General features: G+C 41.7%; 18 protein-coding genes. 5 read left to right on the top strand and 13 right to left on the bottom strand.

Annotated features, from left to right (window positions below):
• Positions 1-25: 25 nt before the first annotated feature.
• Positions 26-724, top strand: a complete 699-nt coding sequence (locus tag IM797_RS09855; RefSeq protein WP_194126945.1) for a ComF family protein — start codon at positions 26-28, stop codon at positions 722-724.
• A 215-nt stretch (positions 725-939) separates the two neighbouring features.
• Here IM797_RS09855 and glyA read toward each other — a convergent pair whose 3' ends face one another.
• Positions 940-2,211, bottom strand: coding sequence for a serine hydroxymethyltransferase (glyA, locus tag IM797_RS09850; protein WP_194126944.1), 1,272 nt, complete (start codon positions 2,209-2,211; stop codon positions 940-942).
• Positions 2,212-2,303: 92 nt separating this feature from the next.
• Between glyA and dxs the strand changes: the two genes are divergently transcribed.
• Both dxs and IM797_RS09840 read left to right on the top strand, forming a co-directional pair.
• Positions 2,304-4,232, top strand: a complete 1,929-nt coding sequence (gene dxs / locus IM797_RS09845; protein WP_194126943.1) for a 1-deoxy-D-xylulose-5-phosphate synthase — start codon at positions 2,304-2,306, stop codon at positions 4,230-4,232.
• 338 nt (positions 4,233-4,570) lie between these two features.
• Positions 4,571-5,269 (top strand): BT1926 family outer membrane beta-barrel protein, encoded by a 699-nt coding sequence (locus IM797_RS09840; RefSeq protein ID WP_194126942.1) that lies wholly within the window; start codon positions 4,571-4,573, stop codon positions 5,267-5,269.
• A gap of 68 nt (positions 5,270-5,337) precedes the next feature.
• On the opposite strand, the gene IM797_RS09835 is transcribed toward IM797_RS09840, so the two are convergent.
• The gene (locus IM797_RS09835; RefSeq protein ID WP_194126941.1) at positions 5,338-6,087 is read right to left on the bottom strand and encodes a DeoR/GlpR family DNA-binding transcription regulator; all 750 of its coding nucleotides are present in this window, start codon (positions 6,085-6,087) and stop codon (positions 5,338-5,340) included.
• 92 nt (positions 6,088-6,179) lie between these two features.
• Between IM797_RS09835 and IM797_RS09830 the strand changes: the two genes are divergently transcribed.
• Positions 6,180-6,737, top strand: coding sequence for a 5'(3')-deoxyribonucleotidase (locus IM797_RS09830; RefSeq protein WP_194126940.1), 558 nt, complete (start codon positions 6,180-6,182; stop codon positions 6,735-6,737).
• On the opposite strand, the gene IM797_RS09825 is transcribed toward IM797_RS09830, so the two are convergent.
• From IM797_RS09825 to IM797_RS09785, 9 genes are all read right to left on the bottom strand, one after another.
• On the bottom strand, positions 6,710-7,741 hold the full coding sequence (locus IM797_RS09825; protein ID WP_194126939.1) for a GntR family transcriptional regulator: 1,032 nt from the start codon (positions 7,739-7,741) through the stop codon (positions 6,710-6,712). The genes IM797_RS09830 and IM797_RS09825 overlap by 28 nt on opposite strands.
• A 66-nt stretch (positions 7,742-7,807) precedes the next feature.
• A complete protein-coding gene (locus IM797_RS09820; protein ID WP_194126938.1) occupies positions 7,808-9,160 on the bottom strand; it encodes an FGGY-family carbohydrate kinase in 1,353 nt (450 codons plus the stop codon).
• Between the two features lie 23 nt (positions 9,161-9,183).
• Entirely contained in the window at positions 9,184-10,458 is a 1,275-nt protein-coding gene (locus IM797_RS09815) for a TIM barrel protein (RefSeq protein ID WP_194126937.1), read from the bottom strand.
• 11 nt (positions 10,459-10,469) lie between these two features.
• Positions 10,470-12,590: a bifunctional aldolase/short-chain dehydrogenase gene (locus IM797_RS09810; protein WP_194126936.1), complete on the bottom strand. Its 2,121-nt coding sequence runs from the start codon at positions 12,588-12,590 to the stop codon at positions 10,470-10,472.
• 33 nt (positions 12,591-12,623) lie between these two features.
• Complete coding sequence (gene rhaT, locus IM797_RS09805) at positions 12,624-13,703, bottom strand: L-rhamnose/proton symporter RhaT (protein ID WP_194126935.1); 1,080 nt, start codon at positions 13,701-13,703, stop codon at positions 12,624-12,626.
• 255 nt (positions 13,704-13,958) lie between these two features.
• On the bottom strand, positions 13,959-15,593 hold the full coding sequence (locus IM797_RS09800) for a hypothetical protein (RefSeq protein WP_194126934.1): 1,635 nt from the start codon (positions 15,591-15,593) through the stop codon (positions 13,959-13,961).
• 28 nt (positions 15,594-15,621) lie between these two features.
• Positions 15,622-16,329: a hypothetical protein gene (locus tag IM797_RS09795; RefSeq protein ID WP_194126933.1), complete on the bottom strand. Its 708-nt coding sequence runs from the start codon at positions 16,327-16,329 to the stop codon at positions 15,622-15,624.
• 186 nt (positions 16,330-16,515) lie between these two features.
• Positions 16,516-18,003, bottom strand: a complete 1,488-nt coding sequence (locus tag IM797_RS09790) for an undecaprenyl-phosphate glucose phosphotransferase (protein ID WP_228098785.1) — start codon at positions 18,001-18,003, stop codon at positions 16,516-16,518.
• A 237-nt stretch (positions 18,004-18,240) separates the two neighbouring features.
• A complete protein-coding gene (locus tag IM797_RS09785; RefSeq protein ID WP_194126932.1) occupies positions 18,241-19,644 on the bottom strand; it encodes an undecaprenyl-phosphate glucose phosphotransferase in 1,404 nt (467 codons plus the stop codon).
• A gap of 404 nt (positions 19,645-20,048) precedes the next feature.
• Between IM797_RS09785 and IM797_RS09780 the strand changes: the two genes are divergently transcribed.
• The gene (locus IM797_RS09780) at positions 20,049-20,810 is read left to right on the top strand and encodes a PAS domain S-box protein (protein WP_194126931.1); all 762 of its coding nucleotides are present in this window, start codon (positions 20,049-20,051) and stop codon (positions 20,808-20,810) included.
• A 2-nt stretch (positions 20,811-20,812) separates the two neighbouring features.
• On the opposite strand, the gene IM797_RS09775 is transcribed toward IM797_RS09780, so the two are convergent.
• Positions 20,813-22,153: an undecaprenyl-phosphate glucose phosphotransferase gene (locus IM797_RS09775; RefSeq protein ID WP_228098784.1), complete on the bottom strand. Its 1,341-nt coding sequence runs from the start codon at positions 22,151-22,153 to the stop codon at positions 20,813-20,815.
• Positions 22,154-22,738: 585 nt separating this feature from the next.
• Positions 22,739-24,697 carry an OmpA family protein gene (locus IM797_RS09770; protein WP_194126929.1) on the bottom strand — a complete coding sequence of 653 codons (1,959 nt, stop codon included), beginning with the start codon at positions 24,695-24,697 and terminating at the stop codon, positions 22,739-22,741.
• Positions 24,698-24,704: the final 7 nt, after the last annotated feature.

Here is a 24,704-nt window from a genome sequence, read left to right as displayed (position 1 = left end):
TACGAAGAACACCGTAGATTGGCAGATGAATCTGTTCTATCAACTTGTTACGGACCTGACTGGCCTGCTATTTCCTAACCTATGCTGTGGATGCGGACAGCCCCTGTTTAAAGGCGAAACGCAAATCTGCAGCTCCTGTTTATTCCAGCTCCCCTATACCGATCATCACGAACATGCAGCAAACAAAGCAGCCAAACAATTGTGGGGCCGCCTCCCTTGCCTTGCGGTCATGTCAATGTGTTATTTCAAAAAAGGCAGCAGGGTTCAAAATCTGATTCACCATTTGAAATACAAGGGCCGGCAAGAGCTGGGTGTTAAACTGGGCGGACTCCTGGCAGAAAAAATTAAGCTAAATCCGGATTATGCCCAGGCCGATCTCATCATCCCTGTACCCTTACATCCCGCACGGGCAAGAACCAGGGGTTACAATCAAAGTCTCTGTATCGCCAATGGCATCTCAGCCATGTTGAACATACCCGTGCAACCGAAACTACTTTTAAGATCAGTAAACACCAGCAGTCAGACCCGAAAAGGACGTTTTACCCGCTTCGAAAATATGCAAACGGTATTTTTCCTCTCCAATCCTTCAACCATTCAGGGCAAACACATTTTGCTTGTGGATGACGTCATGACTACCGGCGCTACACTAGAAGCCTGTGGTATTGAGCTATTTAAATGTGGTATTCATAAATTAAGTATTGCTACCATCGCATTTGCAGAATGACACAGAAATGTCGGCTTTCATTTTTTTTTAAAAAAGATTTTGCAGTTATAAAAATTATGCTTTCCTTTGTCCTTGAGAGCGTTAATTTAAGGGTCGATAGTTTCATTCACATGAGGTATCGGCCCTTTATCTTTTACAAGAACCTGCACAACAAGTCCACAAAAAAGGGCAATCATTACTGATCACCCTTTCCTAATATTATTCCATTTATCCGCTTATTTATACAAAGGGAAACGGCTTACCAAAGCAATTACTTTCTCTTTTACTGCTTTCAAATTGGCTTCATCTTCCGCATTGGTAATTACCTGATCAATCAGATCAACAATTTCCTGCATTTCAGTTTCTTTGAAACCTCTGGTGGTAATCGCTGCAGTACCTACCCGGATACCTGAAGTTACAAAAGGTGATTTGTCATCAAAAGGAACCATATTTTTATTTACAGTGATGTCTGCTTTTTCCAAAGCTTGCTCAGCTACTTTACCTGTGATGTTCTTATTGCGCAGGTCAATCAGCATCAAGTGGTTGTCTGTACCACCAGAAATGATACCATAACCTTTGGCAACAAAAGCTTTAGCCATTGCCTGTGCATTGGCCTGTACTTGTTTCACATACTCCAGGTACTCATCGCTCAACGCTTCACCAAAAGCAATAGCTTTCGCTGCAATGATGTGCTCTAAAGGTCCGCCCTGCGTCCCTGGAAATACAGCCATATCCAATACAGATGACATCATTCGGGTTTCACCTTTAGGTGTTTTCAAACCAAAAGGATTTTCAAAATCTTTACCCATCATGATCATACCACCACGTGGTCCGCGTAAAGTTTTGTGAGTAGTGGTCGTTACAATATGACAGTGTGGAAGTGGGTTTTCTAAAAGTCCGCGGGCGATTAAACCTGCAGGGTGAGAGATATCTGCCATCACCAAAGCGCCAACTTTATCAGCAACGCTACGTACAAAAGCATAATCCCACTCTCTTGAATAGGCAGAAGCACCAACGATGATCAATTTCGGACGTTCCGCCAAAGCGATTTCCTCTAATTTTGCATAATCAATTCTGCCGTCTTCTTTAGTTACTCCGTAAAATAACGGATGATACAATTTTCCTGAAAAGTTAACTGGAGACCCATGAGTTAAGTGACCACCATGAGACAAATCGAAACCTAAAATTTTATCTCCTGGCTGAATTACGGCCAACATCACTGCTGCATTAGCCTGTGCTCCTGAATGCGGTTGTACATTTACCCATGCTGCACCAAAAAGTTTTTTTGCACGCTCAATTGCAATGCTCTCCACCTCATCTACTACCTGGCAACCACCATAATACCTTTTGCCCGGAAGGCCTTCAGCATATTTATTAGTTAAACAAGAACCCGCAGCTTCCATTACCTGCTTACTTACAAAGTTCTCAGAAGCTATCAGTTCCAGACCATTTTCCTGACGGTCCAATTCCCTGTCAATCAAATCAAAAATTAAAGTATCTCTAGTCATTTATCGAAGTATATTTTTGTAAAATTAACGATTTTCCTTCTTAGTTTGGTAACAAAATACCTTACTTTGTACTTGTATTCTATAAAACCTTCATGGAAGATATCAACGGTCCACTATTACCCAACATAAACTATCCTTCTGATTTAAAGAAGTATAAGGAAGAAGATCTCGAACAAATCGCTCAGGAACTACGCCAGTACATTATTGATACAGTAAGTGTTAACGGTGGCCATTTCGCTGCCAGTCTGGGGGTTGTAGAGCTCACCGTAGCCCTGCATTACGTATTAAATACGCCATACGACAAACTGGTTTGGGATGTAGGTCACCAAGCCTACGGACACAAAATATTAACGGGAAGAAAATCCGTTTTTCACACCAATCGTGTCATTCATGGCATTAGCGGTTTCCCAAAAATCAGTGAAAGCGAATACGATACTTTTGGTGTAGGTCACTCTTCCACTTCCATTTCTGCGGCATTGGGTATGGCTGTTGCCTCTCAATATAAAGGAGAAACCGATCGGCAGCATGTAGCTGTAATTGGTGATGGTGCAATGACTGCGGGACTGGCCTTTGAAGGCTTAAACCATGCAGGTATTGAAAACTCCAACCTATTGGTGATCCTGAACGACAACTGTATGTCAATCGATCCCAATGTAGGCGCGCTGAAAGAATACCTGACCAGCATCACCATTTCCAAATCTTATAACCGTTTCCGGGAAGATATCTCACAAGTACTGATCAAGCTTTCCGAACTTGGGCCAAATGCCCACAAATTCGTGAAGAAGATCGAAAAAAGCATCAAGGGTACCCTTCTTAAGCAGAGTAATCTTTTTGAGGCCCTTAATTTCAGGTATTTTGGTCCGGTTGACGGGCATGACGTACAGCGACTGGCCCAGGTCATCCGCGAACTAAAAGATATCCCTGGCCCTAAATTGCTGCATTGTGTTACTTTGAAAGGTAAAGGCTTTGCCCTTGCAGAAAAAGATCAGACCAAATGGCATGCACCTGGCCTATTTGATAAAATTACCGGTGAAATCAAAAAATCGGTCTCCGATAAGCCTCAGCCACCAAAATACCAGGACGTTTTCGGACATACCTTGGTTGAATTGGCCGAAGCCAATAAAAATATTGTGGGGATCACCCCTGCAATGCCTTCCGGCTCATCCATGAACATCATGATGAAGGCCATGCCTAACCGTGCCTTTGACGTGGGTATTGCTGAACAGCATGCCGTTACTTTCTCTGCAGGTTTAGCTACACAAGGTTTGGTCCCCTTTTGCAACATCTATTCCAGCTTTATGCAACGGGCCTACGATCAGGTTATTCATGACGTGGCCATACAAAATTTAAATGTCGTGTTCTGTTTAGACCGTGCAGGTCTGGCAGGTGCCGATGGCGCAACCCATCACGGTGCATATGACCTCGCCTACATGCGTTGCATCCCACAGATGACAGTAGCAGCACCCATGAACGAAGAAGAATTGCGTAACCTGATGTATACTGCTCAGCAGGAAAATATGGGTCCGTTCTCTATCCGTTACCCAAGAGGAAGTGGCGTGATGCCAGACTGGAAAAGACCGTTTAAAGCATTAGAAATAGGAAAAGGCAGAAAAATATGTGATGGAGAGGATGTTGCCATCCTGACCATTGGCCACGTAGGTAATTTTGCTGTCGAAGCTTGTAAAGAATTAAATAGTGAAGGTATCCATCCGGCACACTATGACATGCGCTTTGTAAAACCGCTAGATGAAACATTGCTTCACGATGTATTCAAACGCTATAACCACGTCATCACCGTTGAAGATGGCTGTATACAAGGCGGTATGGGCAGTGCCATCCTGGAGTTCATGGCAGATCATGAATACAATTCAACCGTCATTCGTCTGGGTATTCCGGATGAGTTCATTGAACATGGCGAGCAACCAGAACTCTGGGCGTATTGTGGTTATGACACAAATGCGATCATTACTACAGTAAAAAAAATTGCAGTCAGTAGAACGACTAAGACGATCGCGTCTTAGTTGAATTCACTGCTTAAAAAAGAACCTATTGTCCCTGGACATTAGGTTCTTTTTTTTGCTCTACCTCCAGCCGTTCGAGTTTCAACAGTTTAAGAAAATACAAAAAACACAAGCAGGTGTTGCAACACCATTTCCTCTATTGTTCCAAAAGATCAAAACCTGCATTTCAAGTCAAAAAATCAAGTTTTTTTGAAAAAAAGATAGCCAAACAGAGACTCAGGCAGTTAACTAAGCCTAACTCTGTAATGACATTATTTTGACAGAACTCATGCTATTAAACCTACTTTTGCACGCTTAAATTATTAACGTAACAGTTAGTTAACATTAAAAACACATTTATGAAAAGAGCACTATTAATTTTAAGTATCGCAGTATTAGGCGTTACAGCAAAAGCACAAGACTTCAAACCTACTCAAGGTGACGTTACTACTGAGTTTGGTTTAACCGGCGGCATCAACAACACAAACTTCAACTTGAACGAGGGCGCTGGTATGTTGCGTTTCCGTTATTTCCAAAAAGAAAACTTAGCTTACCGTTTAGGTTTCAATGTTGGAAGCAATAACGTAACTAAAAATGCTTACGGAACCGACAACAAAGAAGGTTCAGCAAAAAGCAGAGCAACAGATTTCTTAGTAAACTTAGGTGTTGAAAAACACTTCACTGGTACTGAGCGTTTATCTCCATATGTAGGTGGTGATATTCTTTTCGGAGCTGGTACAAGAAAAGTTTCTTTCGAAAATGCAACTGGCCCTGCTAACGCACCATTATATGCAGACAACACAAGCAGCGAATCTAAAGGTCCTGGTTATGTTTCTTTCGGTTTACGTGGTGTAATCGGTGCTGATTACTATATCGCTAAACGTTTATTTTTAGGTGTTGAAGCTGGTTTCGGTTTCGCTTACGAAAAAGAAGGTAAAAAAACCAACACAACGACTGTAAACGGAACTACAACTACCGTAAAAGTTAAATCTGCAGGTAACAACTTTGAGATCAACCCAAGCATCATCACTGGTGTACGTGTAGGTTTCGCGTTCTAATCTGAGAAAATCTATAAAGAAGCTGGACAGCAAACCCAAGCAAGGGATGAGCTGCCCAGCTTTTTTTATTATACAATTTCTATCCCTGCCTGGCTGTAAGGCAGCAGCTCAGGATGTGCAGGATCTATATCTGTAATGATGGTATCGATGGCATTGGAGCTGCAAATCTTATAATGCTCAGCAGTACCTATTTTCTCCAGGGTAGATAAGGCAATCACCTTTTTCGAATGTTCTACCATGGTCCTTTTCACCTGCGAGTCTTCATAATCAATTCCGGTCAGCCCCAGATCAATGTCGATGCTGCAAATTCCCAGAAAACAAATATCGGCACGAATAGCACTTAAAGCACGAATGGCATCATAACCACTGGTCGAAAAGCCTGTTTTGTTTAAACGTCCCCCAATAAAAATCACTTCAACGGTTGCATGGTCTTCCAATACGGCAGCAACCGGAAAACTATTGGTTATCGCCGTAATCTTACAATCTTTGGGCAAGTGCGTAGCCACGGCCAGAGCAGAAGTTCCCGAGTCAAACAGCACCACCTGTCCGTCTTTGATAAAGCGCAAAGCCTTCTCTGCAATGATCTGTTTGTGGCTCACATCATAATGTTCCCGGTCCCTGAAATGCAGCGGAATCGGTGAATGCGAAATTGCACCACCCCGCACAGCTTTCACCAATCCCTGGTCAGAAAGCTCTTTAATATCCCGGCGTATGGTATCTTCAGATACATTTAATAAAGTGCTTAAATCACTCAGAAGTACCTTTTGATCCTTACTGATGTGGGTAATAATGAGTTGCTGTCTTTCTGCTTTAATCATTTCTTAATTGCAATATTATGCAAATATAACATTTAAATTTGCAATATTATGCAATTAATAACTACATTTGCTGCAACATAATACAAAACACAATGAAGAAAACAATAGGAATAGATATGGACGGGGTTTTAGCAGACACCGAAGCCCTTTGGTTAACATGGTACGAACGCGACTATGGTGTTAAATTTGACAAATCGATTTTCACAGGTGTAAGAGAGGCTGATGCCTTTCCTGATAAATCGGCAGTACTTAAATATGTATTTACGCCGGGATTTTTCCGGAACCTGCCGGTCATGGAAGGTGCAGTAGCAGCTGTAAAGCAATTGTCTGAAGATTTTGAAATTTACATCGTCTCGGCAGCTATGGAATTTCCTTTATCCTTATTTGAAAAACGTGAATGGCTTGCGGAGCATTTCCCTTTCATCGATTGGAGAAACATTATTTTCTGTGGAGATAAAAGTATCATCGCGACCGACTACCTGATTGATGACCATTGCAAAAATCTGGATTACTGTAAAGGGATGCCCATCATGTTTAGTGCAGGCCACAATGCTAGTTTTAACCACCATACCCGCGTTAACAACTGGAAAGAAGTGCTGGACCTGATGGAAGATCAGAAAACTTACAGTGAAGCCCTGAGCGTTAAGTAAAAAGGAACTTCCTGGTGTGCCTTGGAGTTCTCGAGAATCAACCTGGCGGCCATTTCACCCATCTGTCTGAAATCGGTAGATACAGTGGTTATGCCGTTCAGTATGATCTTTTTCAAAGGTGTTTCATTGTAAGAGATGACACCAACCTGCCGGCCAATCTTGAGCTTGGTATTCACCAGCCGCTCAATCAAAATCACCAGGTCATCTTCCATCAGACTGATAAAGACCTCACCCTCACCAATCGGTTCATTGCTAATTTCGTTCACCACTTTAGATGTAAAGGCATACTGCTGACAAAACCGGTAAAACCCCTTTAAAATCTCTATTGGATAATAACTCCTTTTAGGCATAATGATTTTAATGGTATGGTATTTACTCAGCTGCTCCTTTGCCTGCTCCAAAGCGCCATAAATATCGGCATCAAAATTTTCATAAACTGCCGCATACTCTCCATTTACCTCAGGAATCAGTTTATCGAGTAGAATCAGTTTGTCTTTAGGAATCAGATTGAGTACCTCATGGGCATTTTCACATTCATCGATAAAATGTGGAATGATCACATAATGTGAATACTCTTCTTTTTTATTAAAAAGCAGTTTTTTAAACAAGTTAAAATCATTGTTGTAGATGTAGAAATCTACGGCCACATGATCACCCAGTGCTTTAATGAAAGCATCATAAATGATCTTCTTGTGCGCACTCAATTTGTTAAATAACAAAAATATCTTGAGTTTCTGCCTAAACTCTGTACTTACAATGTAATAGCCTTTGCCCGGCACCGATGCCACTACCCCAATTCTTTTCAAATAGCGATAACCTTTTTCGGCTGTATCCCTGGAAATCTCCAGTTCATAGCTCAACTCATTAATAGAAGGCAATAAATATCCCTTCTCCAGCTTTCCAAACTCTATTGCATTTAAAATAGAATTGGTGAGTTGCAGATATTTGGGCGTTGCCGAAAAAGCATCAACGTGAATGAAATTAAAAAATTGCTCAGGTTTCATGGTTAGTACTAAATTCAGAATCACAAGGGTATTTAGCATACCATTGCAGCAGCAAGATAATACTAATTAATATAAAACGGTTCCCCCTGCATAATATTTTAACGCAATGATGTCATTTGGAAGCGGCTTGGTATTCCAGGAATCGTGAATGGCCAGTGCCGCGCCTACCGCTGTAGCCTGGGCCATATGGGCTGCAAACACTTCTACATCCGGAAAAACAGCAGCCAGCAAATTCATAAAAATGGCATTCTTGCTAAAACCACCGTCTACAAAGATCCGGCGAACCTCGGTACCCTGCAGTACCCTTTGTGTCGATACATACTGCTGATCAATCAAATCTTTGATCAACTGGTGATAAGCCATCACATCTGTTGGGTAATCGTTCAGATCACGCACTGCAAAATCGGCTACCTTAGCTTTATCCTTTAACTTCGCCATTACTGTCGGACTGTAAGGAACCGCACGGTAAGTGATTACATCGGTACCATAATGGGCAGCAATACGTTTCACCTGCTGCTCATGCTGGTAACCTGCAAACAATCGCGATGCCTTCACCGGTTTACCTTCATACTGCAGATAACACAAGCAATCCGCTTCCAGATCTTCAGTTGTCAAAGGCGATGAATTAAAAGGATTTAAACTGATGCACCAGGTACCGGTCGACAACAAGATGAAAGGTTCGGAAAAATTAACCAGGTAGGGAATCAGGGCAGCAGAGCTGTCGTGGAAACCCACACCAACTGCATAGTTGTTACCCGGAAATGCGGCCGGCATCACATGCTGTGAAGAAACAATCGGCGCCAGCTTTTCAGCAATGCCTTCTTTTTCCACCCATTCATGGTACTGGTTGTTAGTGAAATCCCAAAGATTCGTGTGACAACCAATGCTGGTGATGTCAGAATAAGCTTCACCTGAAATCAGGTAGCTTAAATATTGCGGCAAATGAAGAGCATATTTGATCGATTCAAACAGTTCCGGTTTCTCATACTTGAGACGGTACAACTGCATGCCCGAATTCAGACTGCCCAATACCGGCGAGGCCGTACGGTTAGAAAATTCTTCCTCACCACCATAGGTATTGTAAAATTGCTCCTTTAATTCCTGAGGATACTCCTTCAGGTAATTGTATAAAGGTGCCAATGGTTTCCCATTGGCATCTATATATACAAAGCTAGCCCCGTAGGTTGCAAAGTTTATCGATTTAATTTCAAATGAAGGATCTTTAAAAACCTCCCGTAAAGAGTCAAAAATAGACAGCCTTAAGCTCTCCAGATTCTCGCAAGGATCGCCGTCCTCGTCCACTGTTTCTGTAAACCGCGCCGATCGTTCAAATACAATCTTGTAATCTTCATCAAATAGAAACAACTTCTTGTTGGTCTTACCAACATCAAACACAGCGATTACGGGAATTCCCTTCATATCAAATTATATATCTTTAAAAATTACAGTCCTGTTGCAACAGTTTTCAACCCGCGGGTTTTAATTAAATTCTCTCTTACTTTCAATTGTCTGAACAATTCAAGCGGTGCCAAAGCGGCGCCGGCACGCAAACGTGCTTCTGCTACCAATGGGCGAACATCCGTACGGAAAGCATTTTGCAAAATCTCCTGTGCACGTGCCACGTCACTGGAAGCCTGAGCTTCCTGAAGCGCTTTACGGTCAACAGATAAAGCTTGTGCATAAGCCATCATGATGCCTTCTACCGATTGTAACAAATCTTCCAATGGATCTTTCACATTATGCGAAGCATCAATCATCCAACCCAAGTCACTGGCATGGTTCATACCACGTGCATCCATACCTTCCACCAGTTCATTAAAGATCAGGAACAACTGATATGGCTTCATACTTCCGGCCGTTAAATCATCATCACCATATTTAGAATCATTGAAGTGGAAACCACCCAATTTCTCTTCCATCAGCAACAAAGAAACAATTTGTTCAATGTTCGCATTTGGCAAATGGTGACCTAAGTCTACCAAAGTATAGGCTTTCGGACCCAATTTATTGGCATACAATAAAGACTGTCCCCAATCTCCAACCGTAGTTGAATAGAAGTTTGGCTCAAAAGCCTTGTATTCTACAAACACTTTCCAATCTGCAGGCAAAGCCTGATAAATCTCCTGTAAGCTTTCCAAAGTGTTCTGGAATGCTTTCCTGAAGTTTAACTGTCCGGGGAAACAAGAACCATCTGCTAACCAAATGGTCAGTTCTTTAGAACCCAGTTCTACACCCTGACGGATCACTTCAATGTTGTGCTCAATTGCTTGTTTACGAACACCCTTATCTACGTTCTGCAAAGAACCGAACTTATAGCTTTCCGAAGAACCAGCCTGGTCCTGGAAAGTATTTGAGTTCATCGCATCAAAACGCAGACCGTGCTGCGCAACCAAAGCTTTAATGGCCGGCACATTGTCTGCAGTATCCCAGGGAATGTGCAATGAAATGGCACCACTTGCTGCATTTAATTTATGCAACAGGCCGATATCTTCAATTTTTTCTTCAATATTTCTAGGCTCACCTCCGGCCGGAAAACGGCCAAAACGAGTCCCGCCTGTACCCAGGGCCCAGCTTGGAATCCCAATCTGGAAATCAATCAGTTTCTCAATTATGGCATCAGCATTTGCAATTTCGCCGGCAATAAAGTCAAGCTTGCGCTTATGGCTGCCCAACAGGTCACTGTTGTGCTCATCTAACTGGTGTTTTTCTATGATCATATTCGAGTAGTTTAACGGACAAAGGCAGTTGCTACGCCACCATCCACATTTAATACATTTCCGGTTGATTTGCTCAGCAATCCGCCTACAAAGGCAAAACAAGCATTGGCAATATCATCCGGTAAAATTATTTCATTCAGCAAGGTACGCTTTGCATAATATGCAGGCAACTCAGCCACAGTAATTCCGTAAGCTTTCGCACGACCTTCAGCCCATCCTCCAGCCCAGATATTGCTATCGCTGATCACGGCATCCGGATTTACCACATTCACACGGATACCATCGGCACCCAGTTCAGCAGCATTTAAACGGCTCAGGTGCAATTGTGCAGCTTTGGCAGAACCATAACCCGCATTGTTCGGACCGCTCACCAGGGCATTTTTACTCACAATGTTCAATACATCACCACCCTTATCTTGTTTTTGCATCACTGCAGCAGCTGCCTGGGTAACCAGGAACTGACCTTTTACCAATACATCATACAATAAGTCCCAATCCTGTTCAGTATGATCAGCAATGGTTTTAGAGATCGACAAACCTGCATTGTTCACTACAATGTCTACACCACCAAAAGCAAGTGCAGCCGTATTGAATGCCGATTCGATATCTGCAGCACTGGTTACGTTCAATATCGCCGTAGCATAACTGTCCTTACCATATTTGCTGTTAAACTCATCACCAGCACTCTGCAAACGCTCCGCATTCATGTCATTCAGGATCACTACAGCACCTTCTTCCACAAATTTACGGGCAATAGCCTTGCCAATACCACCAGCACTGCCGGTTACTAAAGCTATCTTTCCAGAAAGTGGCTTTGGTTTAGGCATACGCTGTAATTTAGCTTCTTCCAATAACCAGTACTCAATGTTAAATGCTTCCTGTCTCGGTAAAGAAGTATAAGATGAAATCGCTTCAGCGCCTTTCATTACATTGATGGCATTGGTATAAAACTCAGCAGCTACCCTGGCTGTCTGTTTATCTTTAGAGAAAGAAAACATACCAATTCCTGGATATAGAATAATCACCGGATTTGCATCGCGCATGGCCGGGCTATTGTCGTGTTTACATGAGTTGTAATATTCAGCATACATTTTACGGTAAGCCTCAAACTCAGGTGCTAATTTTTCTTTTAAGGCTTTAACATCCGATAAATCTTCATTCACGTCTAATTTCAACACCAATGGTGAAATTTTGGTACGTAAAAAGTGATCCGGGCAGCTGGTACCCAATGGAGCCAAACGGTCCAGATCATTGGAGTTGATAAACTCGAGTACGCGGCTGTCATCGGTAAAATGTCCTACCATGTGACGCTCGCTGGAGCAGAAACCACGCAATACCGGTGCAATGGCAGCCGCTTGTTTCTCACGTTGTGCTTTCTCTGCACTTTGAATTTTCTGTCCGGCAAATACAGGACCTTTTTTGCCATAATTGGCTTCCAGGTATTCTGCACATTTCTCAATCACTTCCAAAGTATTGATATAACTTTCAAACGCGGTATCACCCCAGGTAAATAAACCATGTGATCCCAGCATGATGCCGCGGATTCCAGGATTTTCATCCAGGCACTGACGCAACATCAAACCCAGTTCAAAACCTGGTTTTTGCCATTTTACCCAGCCAATGGTGCCGTTAAACAGTTCTTTGGTAATTTGCTCACCATCTGCTGCTGCTGCAATGGCAATTGCCGCATCAGGGTGCAAGTGATCAATGTGTTTGAAAGGCAAAAAGCCATGCAAAGGTGTATCGATTGAAGGAGCTTTAGAGTTCAGGTCATAAATACAGTGGTTAAACAATTCCACCATTTCATCCTCATGATCCAGCCCTCTGTAAATATTTTTCAGATCGCGTAAGCGATCTACATATAAAGCGGCCAGACCACTTTTCTTTAAAGTACCCAAGTCACCACCAGATCCTTTAACCCACATGATTTCAGATTCCTTACCGGTCAATGGGTCTTTCGCCATCGCCTTGCATGAAGTATTTCCTCCACCATAATTGGTTAAACGTAAATCCGCTCCTAAAAGGTTTGAACGGTAGATTAACAATGCAACCTCATCGCCAGCCATTTCAGCCGCCTTTGCATCGTCCCACAAATAGCTTACATGTTTAAATTCAGTTGCTTTAGTAGTCATAATTAGTATTCATTGGTTCTTTTAAATTTTTATTTATTTCAAGGAGTTACCGTATCCCACAATCAAAATTGACAAAATGAGGATGGCCACTCCGGATATTACAGTTGCAAAAGTTTTTTTCTTTACGCCAGTCCATTCTTTAAAGAACAGTCCCCAGCCGTTGGCCACCAAAATGATGCAGGCCATGTGCAAAATCCAGCCGCTGGCACCATTACCCAATTTACTTTCCCCCATTCCATAAAAGAAGAATTGTAAAAACCAGGTGGTACCTGCCAGTGCAGAGAAAATATAGTTTTTTGTTAATGGTGCTTTTTTATTGGTGTAATCCCCAAAAGTTTTGTTGCGTTTATTTAGCAGCATGCACCAGAAGAAATTGGTGGTCAGTCCGCCCCACAAAATCACCACGTAAGTCACGTTATTCTGGAACAAAAATTCGCCCTGTCCCGGATTCAAAGCTTTCCAGGCTTCGTTGGCATGATTGGCCATATCTTTACCTGCATCAATACCGAAGGCGAAACAGGCGCTTAACACACCCGAAACGATCGATACGATCAGACCAATACCGATTTTATAATCTTTGTTAGACGGATCTCCTTTACCAGAAGCCACAAGGTCTTTTTCTTTCATGCTACCGGCCAAACCACAAACCACAATACCGATCACACAGACCAATAAACCCAGCAATACCATTTGTCCCCATTGTGCACCAGCCATGTCCGACAAACTGTCTTTACCTGGTGTTGGATTAAAATTGTAATATAAAGAAGGAACCAGAGCGCCAAAAACAGAACACAGGCCCAATATGATGGTACTTCCTAAGGAAATCCCCAGATAGCGTACGCCAAGTCCGTAAGTTAAACCACCAATCCCCCAGAGCAGGCCAAAGAAATAAGTCAGCAACAAAATTTTACCATTGGTTTGGGCAATGATGTCCATAAACCCGGGAATGGTTAACCATGCAGCCAATGGTGGCACAATCAGCCAGGAGAATAAACCTCCAACAATCCAATAGCTTTCCCAGGCCCAATCCTTAACCTTCTTAAAAGGTATGTAAAAACTCCCGGAGGCGAAGCCGCCGATAAAATGAAAAATAACACCGAATAAAATTTGCATCGTTTAGGTTTTTAAAATTTGGTTTGCCTAAAGTAAGAGTATGCCTGTAGAAAAGCGTCATGTACTGTCATGCATAAATTGATATTTCCGCAAAAGCAAAGAACATCTATCATGATTATTACAGTAGCTGGCACTTGATATGTACCCCGGCTTCAGATCGCAGCACAACAAGTAAAAATCAGGCGCATGAAAAAACCCGGTCATGAAATCATGACCGGGTTTCCGTATTTTATTTTTGCTTTTTAAGCTCGCAGATTAGTTCAAACTTTTACAAGCTTCAATTAATAATGCTCTGTTAGAAGCGGTATTTGTACCTAAGTTTAAGCCTTCACCAACCGTAGTAGACATATCCAGATCTGTGATTGTTCTGTTATTTACACGTTTGGTTTCATTTTTCCAGGTTACCCTGAAATCATAAGTACTTCCAACTTTCAACAATGAAGTTTTGATCAAACCCTGATTGGCAGTTCCCAATAAAACGTAAGCACTTTCAGCAGCACCTGCAGTTTTGTAGAACATGTCAAAATTAGGTGGAGTTACAGGTCCTTTGTTAGGACATACTACATTTAACACCAGGGTTACGTTCTGTATAGCAGGGCCACCAGGTTGTCCAACTGTGATGCTAAGGTTACCGCCTGCGCAAGGATCAGCGATTGATCCTGAAGCCAATACAGTGCTTGTAGTTACGTCAATAATTCTATATCTAACCGGTATTGGAGGTAAACCGCGGAATTTATCTGCTAATCCGTCTTTTAATAAAACCTCCGAGGTTGCAAGCACCTTACCGTCGTTGTTTGAAATCTCCACATTTACCGTGCGTGTAGCTCCACCAGTTAACCAAGGTGCGATAAACGTAACGTTTGGTTCTGTACAACTTGCTGTAGAAACCACATCACCAACAATAAATACAGTTAAGTGATCCGTTGTAAAAGAAGCTGCAAGTTTATTGCTGGCATCCAGCGCTACGTTAGCCAGACCTTCATATTTAAACTGACCTGTGCTCACCTGGTAACTGTAAACGGCAAGTTTATCACCAGCCTTTAAAAGCTGACCCGAAGATTGTGGCTTATACGTTGGATCCAATTGAACGCCAATGTTAATCGGGGTTGTAAAGTTTTTCACTTCCACACCACCTACAAACATCTGGATGTCTGTAAAACCTGCAGGCAAGAATACCGCAGAACCAGTTGTACCACCTGGCGTAGTGATGTTTGGTGCACTTAATTTTCCGCCTGGGAATAAAGCCAATGCTGCAGGATCAGTCGGATCAAAGTTAACCGCTTGTGCGCTCAGGTTACCACCAGATAAAATGGTACCATCAGCACCTTTAAACTGTACACCTGCAGGAACTGTGATTGAAGTCGTTTCTGTAACCGTACCTGTAACTGGTGTACTGATCGTGGTTGACGTTGTCGTTTTTCCATCAGTACCTAAACCAACCTCTGCTACTACAACAGAACTTGCAGGAGAAGGCGTTGTTGCTCTCAATAAAGTCACTTTAATGATCTGGCTAAACTGATCTTGCTCGATGCTCACCGGAAGGTTTTTATCCAGGAAACCGGTTGCTTTAATCACAACGTTAAAGTTCAGCTTTGTTGATCCTTTCGGCACCCCACTTGGCGCAACACCAATGGTTGCCACACCTGCAGGCGCATAAATCTTTTTAGAGCCTGAAAAGTCGTAGATCGAACCAGCGTCCGTGCCTGTAGCCGTAACGGTGATGTCATTTGGGATCGCAGTTCCGTCGGAAGTCGATAAAATAAAGGTTGCTTTATACTTGATGATGTCTGCATCCACAAGGATGTTCAGATTGTCAGCCGGGTTCTTGCAGCTATTGAACACAAAGCCCAGTGCAAGTACAAAACTGAATAATTTAAAAAAGGTTCTCATTGGGATACAATTAGAGGTAAGTAGATAATTAGTTTAAGCTGTAATTGAAGTTAATCTGCAATACCGGTAAAAATCGGTAACCAGACATGTTCTTTCTCAGCTGCTCTTCGTTTTGATTACTTTTGGTCAGCAATTTCGTTCCAGTTAGGGTTACATCAGGTTTACCCATATAATAAGCACCTAAAGCAAAGCCTAAATTGAATTTATGTTTTGGGAATGCATTTTCAAAACCGAAACCTGCATACGGCGCAACTTTGTTCCATTTTACAGATCCGTACAATTCACCTAAATCTTCACTGGTTACCGGAATCTCTCCATAATAGCTAGTTCCGTTATAAGTAATGATGGCATCACCTTTAGCTTGCCAGAAATACGCAGCACCGGCAGTCAGGATCAGCTTGCTTGCAAAGTTTTGTTTATCCAAAAATGGATGCCAGTCAGCCATCAGGTGGGCATTTGAAAATTCAGCTTTCAGGTTAATGTCGGTTGAATTTGCTTTAATGCTATATACACCATCCGTTTTCAATGGCAGGATACTAAATCCAGCGCGGAAATTAAACTTAGCCAAAGGCGAATATTTAAACTCTAAACCCAATCCCTGTGTTGCAGCATGCGCACTGATATAGTAAATGCTGCGTTTTGTACTGTCAACAGCAGTAGAATCTGTTTGTGCATTTACCCGCACTCCAACCAGCATCAGCACGGCACATATCAAAATAGTAAATCTTCTTTTCATAGTTAATCTTATAATCGTTATATTGTTGTTAAAGGGATGTTTATTTAGTCATTATTTGCAATTATCATCAAAAACACATTGATTTTCAGTTAAAACACTCTAAATTTCGGCACTAAGTTAGTGATTAACATCGATTTAAATAAAAAAATCGCTTTATTTTATTCAATTTTAAAAATTCACTTCAAATTAATACGCGTTTTTATGCCCTGCGAAAACTTGCCACACAGTTAAGAAAGCAATTTTAAGATCCAAAAACATCGACCAATTCTCTAAATACCAAATATCTGCTTCCACACGGGCCTCCATAGTTCCTTCTTCTTTGGTTTCACCCCTATGCCCGCTTACCTGCGCCCAACCGGTTATTCCCGGCAGCACCAGGTGGCGTACCATGAACTGATCAATAATCGCAGAATACTCATGGGTGTGCTGCAGCATGTGGGGCCGGGGCCCCACCACTGACATATCCCCCATTAGTACATTAAAAAACTGTGGCAATTCATCAATACTGGTTTTTCGCATAAAGGCACCCAAACGGGTAATTCTACTGTCGTTCTTGGTAGCTTGTGTTTTATCAGAATCCTGATTTACCCGCATACTTCTGAATTTCAAACAATAGAAAGGCTCATTATCTTTACCAGAGCGCAATTGCTTAAAAAATATTGGGCCTTTTGACTCCAGTTTGATCAGCAATGCGATCAGCGGGACCAACCAACTCATTACAAATCCAATCACAAATAAAGAGAAGGCTACATCAAATACCCGCTTAAAGAGTTGGTTACTTTTACTTTCCAAAGGTTCTGCACGCGGACTGATGATCGGAAAGTGCGCCAACATTTTCACATTCACATTTTTCTTGAAATAATCCTTAACATCCGGCACTAGTTTGAAGCGAACCATTTCCTGATCTGCTTCCCGCATCAGTCGGTTGATTTTATTGATGGCCCGATCGGGCAGTGCACAATACACTTCCTTGATGTTAAACTTTTTAACATAAGCAATACAGTCACTTACATTACCCAGTACTGGAATTCCATCTCCACGTAAATGCGGTTTGTCGTCAAAAAAACCAACAACACGATAGCCCAAAAACGGGCGGTTTTCAAAAATATTATGTAATTCTACACCAACTGGACCAGCACCTACAATTACGATATCTGTGTAATTGATCAAACTGGCGCGTCTGGAGCGGCGCAACAATAGAAAAATGATTTTAGCCATCAGAAACGACGGTGCAAAAATCAGCATCATGTAGGCAATCAGTTTACTGGAAACGCCAAAACCTGTTGTTAAAAATAGGATCAGGATAATAGAAACCGTAAATAGAAGCAAAGAAGACAGACTTTGTTTAATTGTTGGAATCGCATCCTTAGCAAACATATCCTGATACAAGCGCGTCAGCTGAGTCACATTAAACCAGATCAGATTGATCAGCAAAATATGAATCATATTCACATTTGTCCTGTCCAGCGTAGTTACTGGCCAATGCACCAGAAGGTAAGCGATATAACCAGAAAAATTGACAATGAACAGGTCGATTAAAGCACCGATGATCTTATAATAGGTACCATATTTTTCTGTCATCGAGGTTGACTGGTTGTAATATTCCGCATCATATTTATTCCGTGGAGATAAAATCTCTTTAGTAACAGTCCGAATATAGGATAATGATATCAAAACAGAGTTAATTTATTTCCTTAATCTCAAACACTGAAATTAATGCTACAAATTTGAGAAAAATTAATGTCAAAAAAATACCTACTATGAGGTATTTTAAATAATTCGACATTAACTATCAGCAACATATAAGAAATAAACGGCCTATATACTAAAAAAAAGCACTTACTTCATACCTAATCATGTTAAATTTGAATACAAATATGTTAAACCAGGATTAATTTACTTACACAGCCATCAAAAGGCATTGGTATCTCCTTTAAACATATTGATAATCGTCATGAAAATGATTTTCACGTCCAGCATCCCCGTCCAGTTTTCCAGATACCAGACATCATGTTTCACGCGCTCCTCCATTGCCCCATCTTCTTTGGTTTCCCCCCGACAACCATTAACCTGTGCCCAGCCAGTAATGCCCGGTTTCATAAAATGCCTGACCATAAACTGGTCGATGACCGCCTTATAAGCCTCCGTGTGACTCAGCATATGCGGCCTTGGCCCTACCACAGACATGCTACCTAAAAACACATTTAAAAACTGAGGCATTTCATCCAGACTGGTTTTTCTCAGGAAAGCGCCGATAGCGGTAATTCGATCATCCCCTCTTACAGCCTGCTTCCGTTCACTATCTGTATTCAACCGCATACTTCTAAATTTAAAACACCAAAAAGGCTCATCATTACGTCCGCTCCTCAGTTGCCGGAACAACACCGGACCTTTGCTCTCCAATTTAATCAATAAAGCGATTACAGGAAATAACCAGGTCAGCACAAAAACAATCACCAGACTGCTAAACACCAAATCAAAGGCCCGCTTTTTGAAACGATTAGACATCAGTTCCATCGGCTCTTCCCTCAAGGTAATGATAGGAAATTCCCCGCCCATGTAGCTGATCTGATAAGGTGCAGCCAGAGCTCCTGCAATGTCAGGAACAAATTTAAGCCGCAGACAATACTTATCTGCCTCATGGATCAGGGTATGCATTTTGGCCATCCGATCAGGCGGAACCGCTACATATAAATCTTCTACACCTTCAGTTGCAGCAAGCTGCATTTCTACCAAAGCCAGTTCATCCAGGTGAAACTCATCGTCGTTAAACAAACCATCTTTATTGTTGTCACGTATAAAACCATAAAAGTCAATATTCCGCTGCCCCTTTAAATAATCTGCAAGCCTGGCTCCCGTTGCATTGCCACCCATTACAGCCACTCTTTTACTCGCATTAAATTTATGAATCAGCAAGAACTGAATGGCAGTCCCAATAAACCTGCTTAAAATGAAGGCAAAAGACAATAAGGCGTACAAAATCAACATGGATATGCCTAAAGACTTTAAATCATGCTGTAAAAAAAGATAAGCCACAAAAAGCAAAGCATGCATAACTACAGTCCTCCAGGTACAGCGATAAATCTGCTCTAAACGCCCATACTCATGCGCGGCATATAAACCAAAATACAATGCAGCAAATAACCAGACTAAATTGCAAACCACCAGATCACGGCGCAAAAAATCAATTCCAGCAGATACGGATGTAAATTCAAGACCATAAAGCCAAAGAAAATAAACCAGATTAAGTGTTAGTATATCTGCAATTGGCAATACATAACGCAAAATATACAAATAACGGGTCTGCAAAATCATTTAACGAAATATTATTTTGCGTGTTGGAACTTATATTGTTTTTTCAAGCAGCGATAACAAATGAAATGCTGTAATGGCAGCCACACGAAAACTGTTTTGGCCAAATACCCTCTAGGAATGCGATCAAGACCGACAGCACCACAATAACGGCAATGCAGGTGATTATAAACCTGCGACTTAGGTTCTGAATTTGAAACGAATGAAGTCATGAACAAAAATTTAGCTAAATAAAATATTTATCCAGGTAGAAAATATTATGCAACAAAGTTAACTAATAATACAAAAACAAAACTGCCATTTTCAATAACCAAACTGACATAAAAATACCCAATAGCAGGTAATTTGCGCATTTCATCCAATTTTTTGTATAAGGCAAATCAATAATTGACTACATTTACAATTCAATGTTTCCAGAAAAGAAAGAAGACCCTACGGACAAACCCAATTCAGAAAAGGTATTCGACCTTGAATACTTTTTCGAACTCTCGCCCGATCTGATTTGCATCGCTGGCTATGACGGATACTTCAGAAAAATCAATCCTGCGGTCTCCAAAACCTTAGGTTATACCAATGAAGAACTCATGTCCAGGCCAATCAATTCTTTTGTGCACCCCGAGGATCAGGGCATGACCAACAATAGCCGCAACAATGTGCGCTCAGGGAAGCACCTGATCAATTTCGAAAACAGGTACATGACAAAAAACGGGGAAACCGTATGGCTATCCTGGACCTCTATTCCCATTGAAAGAGACAAAACTATATTTGCGATTGCCAAAAACATCAGCGCAAAGAAAAAACCGGCAGAAAAGCCCCTGCATACAGAAAATCACGAACAAATTGCCTCAACGTCTGACAAAGTCTGGCTGCAGGAATTCGAAAACCTGATCCGAAAAAACGCGGGAAAATCAGATCTCAATATTCAGAACATCAGTGATGAGCTTGCCATCAGCGAAAGACAACTCCATCGCCGGATTAAAAGCCTGCTTAACTTAACTCCTAACGCTTTCATCCGGCAAATCAGGCTGCAGATTGCAAAAGAAGCTATTGAATCCGGAAAATACCGAACCATCAGCGAAGTTGCTTATGCCTCAGGCTTCGAAACCCCATCGTATTTCAGAAAACTATTCAAGCAAATCAACGGCTACGACATTAACGACATGCTCTAAGCTTAATAAGCATTATCTTCACCGCGAAAGACATTGATGATGGTCATAAAAATGATCTTCACATCCAGCATGCCGGTCCAGTTTTCGAGGTACCAGATGTCATACTCCACCCTTCTTTCCATTGCCCCATCAGCCTTTGTCTCTCCACGCAAACCGTTAACCTGCGCCCAGCCAGTTATACCCGGTTTCATGAAATGACGCACCATAAACTGGCTGATGATGGCTTTATATTGCTCGGTATGACTAAGCATATGTGGCCTTGGCCCAACCACAGTCATACTACCATAAAATACATTAAAAAACTGCGGCAATTCATCCATACTCGTTTTCCGTAAAAACCGACCAATCCGAGTAATCCGGTCATCGTCCTTTGTTGCCTGCTTTTTACCACTTTCGCTGTTCATCCGCATACTTCTGAATTTGAGGCACCAAAAAGGTTCGTCGTTACGTCCGCTGCGCAATTGCTTAAAAAACACAGGGCCTTTACTTTCCATTTTTATCAGTATAGCAATAATCGGCAATAGCCAGCTCAACAAAAAAACAATCACCAAACTGCTAAACACCAAATCAAAGGCACGCTTTTTAAATCGGTTACTCATGATCTCCAATGGCTCGTGACGCAAGGTAATAATTGGAAACTCGCCCCCCATATAGCTGATGGTATAAGGTGCCGCCAGGGAACCTGCAATGTCCGGAATAAATTTGAGGCGCAAACATTGCCTGTCTGCTTCCCTAACCAGTGTATGAATTTTAGACATGCGCTCAGGAGGTACAGAAACATATAAATCCTGAACACCAGCAGCCGCAGCACGCTCCATCTCAGAAATGGCAAGATCAGAAAGCAAGCCCGTTTCGTCGCTAAAAAGACTGTCCTTATTGGCATTTGCTATAAATCCATAAAAATCAACATTGCGTTGCTTACCAAGGTACTCCGCCAACCGGCTCCCAGTTTGATTTGCGCCCATTACAGCAACTTTTTTAGTCACATTAAATTTATTGATGAGTAAAAACTGGATGGCTGTCCCAATAAATCGATTCAGCACAAAACAACCCGCCAATAAAATATAAAATACAAGCAGAAAAGTACGGGAAAACTCTACATCTTTCTGAAACAATAAATAAACAGAGAATAAAATAAAATGCGAAAGCACACTGCGCCAGGTTCCTCTATAAATGCGTTCCAGACGCCTTGCACCATATTCAGAGTACAATCCAAAAAACAGTGCATTAAACACCCAGATCAAATTGCAAACCACAACATAGTGTTGCAACAACTCATAAGAAACAAACTTTCCAAAATAATTCGTAATATAATATGCCGAAAAATACACCAGATTCAGCATTAGAACATCTGTAATCGGCAAAATATATCGCAAGAGGTATAAATAACGTGTCTGCATATACAAATAAAACTAGGAACTAAACAAATATACCCAATAATGAACGTAACAGACAATAAAATAGTACAATTAATAAAAAAATAACCAAATCAGTTAAATAATCATTAACATATTATAAATAAAAACCACACTACTCTTTTTAAAGCATCGAAAACGAGATAAGAGAGTAAAAAAAGCCCCAACATTTTATTTTAACAATAACTTATTCTAAAAAACAAATATTTTATTGCACCTTTATAGCATCATCCCCAATATGAGAATTACTTGTAAAAGCAGACATTTAACTACCGTGAAAAATGTGAAACCTTATTAACAATATTAAAGTAAATCAAACGTTGGAAAAATCAGAGAATACCTGGATTAAAACCGTAACAAGTTATAGCAGATGCCCAAAATGTAAAAACGGAGTCCTGAATACCAGGGTAGCCAGAAGCTTTGTAGTTAAATACATTTTAAGGTCAAACGTAAGACGTTACAAATGCGATTCCTGCGGAAAGAAAACCTATGTAAAGATCGAAAATCTCCACATCAATTCGCCTTCAACACCTTAAATTCTGTCCTACGGTTTAGCTTTCGACCTTCTTTATGATCCTTTCCATCAGGTAAGGTATTCGCTGCAATGGGCATGCTCTCACCATAACCTTTTGCCAGTATCCGGTCTGCAGCAATTCCCTTAGACAAAATATAGTCTACACAAGACTGTGCCCTCTGCTGTGATAATTTTTGGTTATACCAGTCAGGACCCATGGAATCGGTATGTGCACTCAGTTCTATTCTGATTTTAGGATTAATTTCCAGAACATTCACCAATTCATCCAGTACCACAAACGATGCAGGCTTTAGTACCGCTTTATTGAAATCATACAATATGTTTTCAATCACAATCGGCTTATCTACCACAAACATTTTCAGACAAATTTCGGGATTCAGCAAGGTATCGGTCTTAAATACGGCCAGGGCGGGCAAAACCATTACTTTAGCAAAATATCCAGACTTCTCCAGGCGCAATTCATAAGCACGGTTCAGCAGTATTTTAAAATCATAACGGCCGGTGCCTGAACTCAACACCAGGTCAGCTTTGCGGCTTGTCAGATCTTTTAAACTAACCTCTACCCCTGCCAATGGATTTTGCGTATCACAATCGAGCACCACACCGGTTAATGTAGCCGAAGCAATCACGCGCTCAGGTTTTGTATAATGCAGTCTGAATACATGCAGGCAGCAGTCTGACTCCCGGTCAGAACTTACATATGCCACACCTTCCGCCTCTTCATCCGGACAATAATGTAAATCGTCCTTGGTAGAACTGTAAGGATAACCCAGGTTACGCGGTACACTCCAATGCTCCTGTCCAATCCAGAAACTTTCAAACAAATCAAAGCCCCCCATTCCGGTAAAACCTTTAGAGCTATACACCAGGCGCTGCTCTTTTGGATCATAGAAAGGAGCCTGCTCATCCGCTTTGGTATTTACCGTAGCGCCCAGATTTACCGCATTCATGGGTAAACCTTCGATATTCAACTCTGCCTTCCATATATCCGTACCGCCAAAGCCTCCCTGTCGGTCAGACACGAAATATAAAGTTTTCCCATCAGGTGTTACAAAAGGCTGCATAGCTACAAAGCCATCGGCATTCACAAAACTATTCAAGCGCTGTGGTTCCAGCCAACGCCCATCCACGCAACGGCTCAGGTAAACACCAGCGTACAACTTACCGGCCTGCCGATACCAACGCGTTAAATACATCCTTGCACCTGTAGCCTCTAAACTTGCCGCACCAAAATTCACCGGATTTTTCGGATCCGCTTTAAAAGAAAGCGCAGTCCTTTTCGATAAGGAATCGGCACCACTCAGATAAATCTGATTTAAATGTCCATTATTCGCTTCCGCTAGCGTAGCAGTAAACCAATATTTGCCATTGTTCCGGCTCAGCGCAAAATCATTTTCATCCTTACTAAAACCACCAGCCATCCGGGCTATGGTTACGGGTTGCTTCTGCGCCATTTGGGCCTGCGCGTAACGGGCGGTCTCCAATGCCTTCAAACCTAAACTCAAATTTTCTCCATTGTTTTTATTGCCGCTCACAAATAGCTGTAGCTGGTTAACCGCATCGGTCAATTGATTATTGGCCCTAAGGCAGTCACCATACCACATGCGGGCCAATGGATAAGCCTGTTCATGCTGTTCCATCACTTTACGGTACCATTTTGCCGCAAAAACATAATTCTGTTCCAGACGATAACTTTCCGCCATCCGATAAGTTACATCAGCAATTCCATCTTTAGCTTTATGCCTTTTTGCTGAAAAATAAGGCACTTTACCGATCGGTGTAGCCGTTTCATCACCAAGCGCTTTATCATAATAATAAGCGGCAGTCACATAATCCTTATGTGCAAAAGCCTCATCGGCACGCTTCACAAATATTTTATTTTGTGCCAGCCCCAGCTGAGCAATGCATACCAACAAAATCAGTATATAGTTCTTCATAACATGT

The organism is Pedobacter sp. MC2016-24 (genome assembly GCF_015223055.1).
Classification (GTDB): domain Bacteria; phylum Bacteroidota; class Bacteroidia; order Sphingobacteriales; family Sphingobacteriaceae; genus Pedobacter.
The sequence above is the reverse complement of the archived record's forward strand: the minus strand, read 5'-3'. Positions and strand labels throughout refer to the sequence as shown.

Excerpts from the sequence above, each read along its gene's own strand:
- IM797_RS09820 (WP_194126938.1), bottom strand. The coding sequence starts at position 9,160 with ATGAAGGGAATTCCCGTAATCGCTGTGTTTGATGTTGGTAAGACCAAC.
- IM797_RS09830 (WP_194126940.1), top strand. The coding sequence starts at position 6,180 with ATGAAGAAAACAATAGGAATAGATATGGACGGGGTTTTAGCAGACACC.
- IM797_RS09770 (WP_194126929.1), bottom strand. The coding sequence starts at position 24,697 with ATGAAGAACTATATACTGATTTTGTTGGTATGCATTGCTCAGCTGGGG.
- IM797_RS09840 (WP_194126942.1), top strand. The coding sequence starts at position 4,571 with ATGAAAAGAGCACTATTAATTTTAAGTATCGCAGTATTAGGCGTTACA.
- IM797_RS09835 (WP_194126941.1), bottom strand. The coding sequence starts at position 6,087 with ATGATTAAAGCAGAAAGACAGCAACTCATTATTACCCACATCAGTAAG.
- IM797_RS09855 (WP_194126945.1), top strand. The coding sequence starts at position 26 with ATGAATCTGTTCTATCAACTTGTTACGGACCTGACTGGCCTGCTATTT.
- dxs (WP_194126943.1), top strand. The coding sequence starts at position 2,304 with ATGGAAGATATCAACGGTCCACTATTACCCAACATAAACTATCCTTCT.
- IM797_RS09785 (WP_194126932.1), bottom strand. The coding sequence starts at position 19,644 with ATGATTTTGCAGACCCGTTATTTGTATATTTTGCGTTATGTATTGCCA.
- IM797_RS09810 (WP_194126936.1), bottom strand. The coding sequence starts at position 12,590 with ATGACTACTAAAGCAACTGAATTTAAACATGTAAGCTATTTGTGGGAC.
- IM797_RS09825 (WP_194126939.1), bottom strand. The coding sequence starts at position 7,741 with ATGAAACCTGAGCAATTTTTTAATTTCATTCACGTTGATGCTTTTTCG.
- IM797_RS09815 (WP_194126937.1), bottom strand. The coding sequence starts at position 10,458 with ATGATCATAGAAAAACACCAGTTAGATGAGCACAACAGTGACCTGTTG.
- IM797_RS09775 (WP_228098784.1), bottom strand. The coding sequence starts at position 22,153 with ATGCTGAATCTGGTGTATTTTTCGGCATATTATATTACGAATTATTTT.
- rhaT (WP_194126935.1), bottom strand. The coding sequence starts at position 13,703 with ATGCAAATTTTATTCGGTGTTATTTTTCATTTTATCGGCGGCTTCGCC.
- IM797_RS09795 (WP_194126933.1), bottom strand. The coding sequence starts at position 16,329 with ATGAAAAGAAGATTTACTATTTTGATATGTGCCGTGCTGATGCTGGTT.
- IM797_RS09780 (WP_194126931.1), top strand. The coding sequence starts at position 20,049 with ATGTTTCCAGAAAAGAAAGAAGACCCTACGGACAAACCCAATTCAGAA.
- IM797_RS09800 (WP_194126934.1), bottom strand. The coding sequence starts at position 15,593 with ATGAGAACCTTTTTTAAATTATTCAGTTTTGTACTTGCACTGGGCTTT.
- glyA (WP_194126944.1), bottom strand. The coding sequence starts at position 2,211 with ATGACTAGAGATACTTTAATTTTTGATTTGATTGACAGGGAATTGGAC.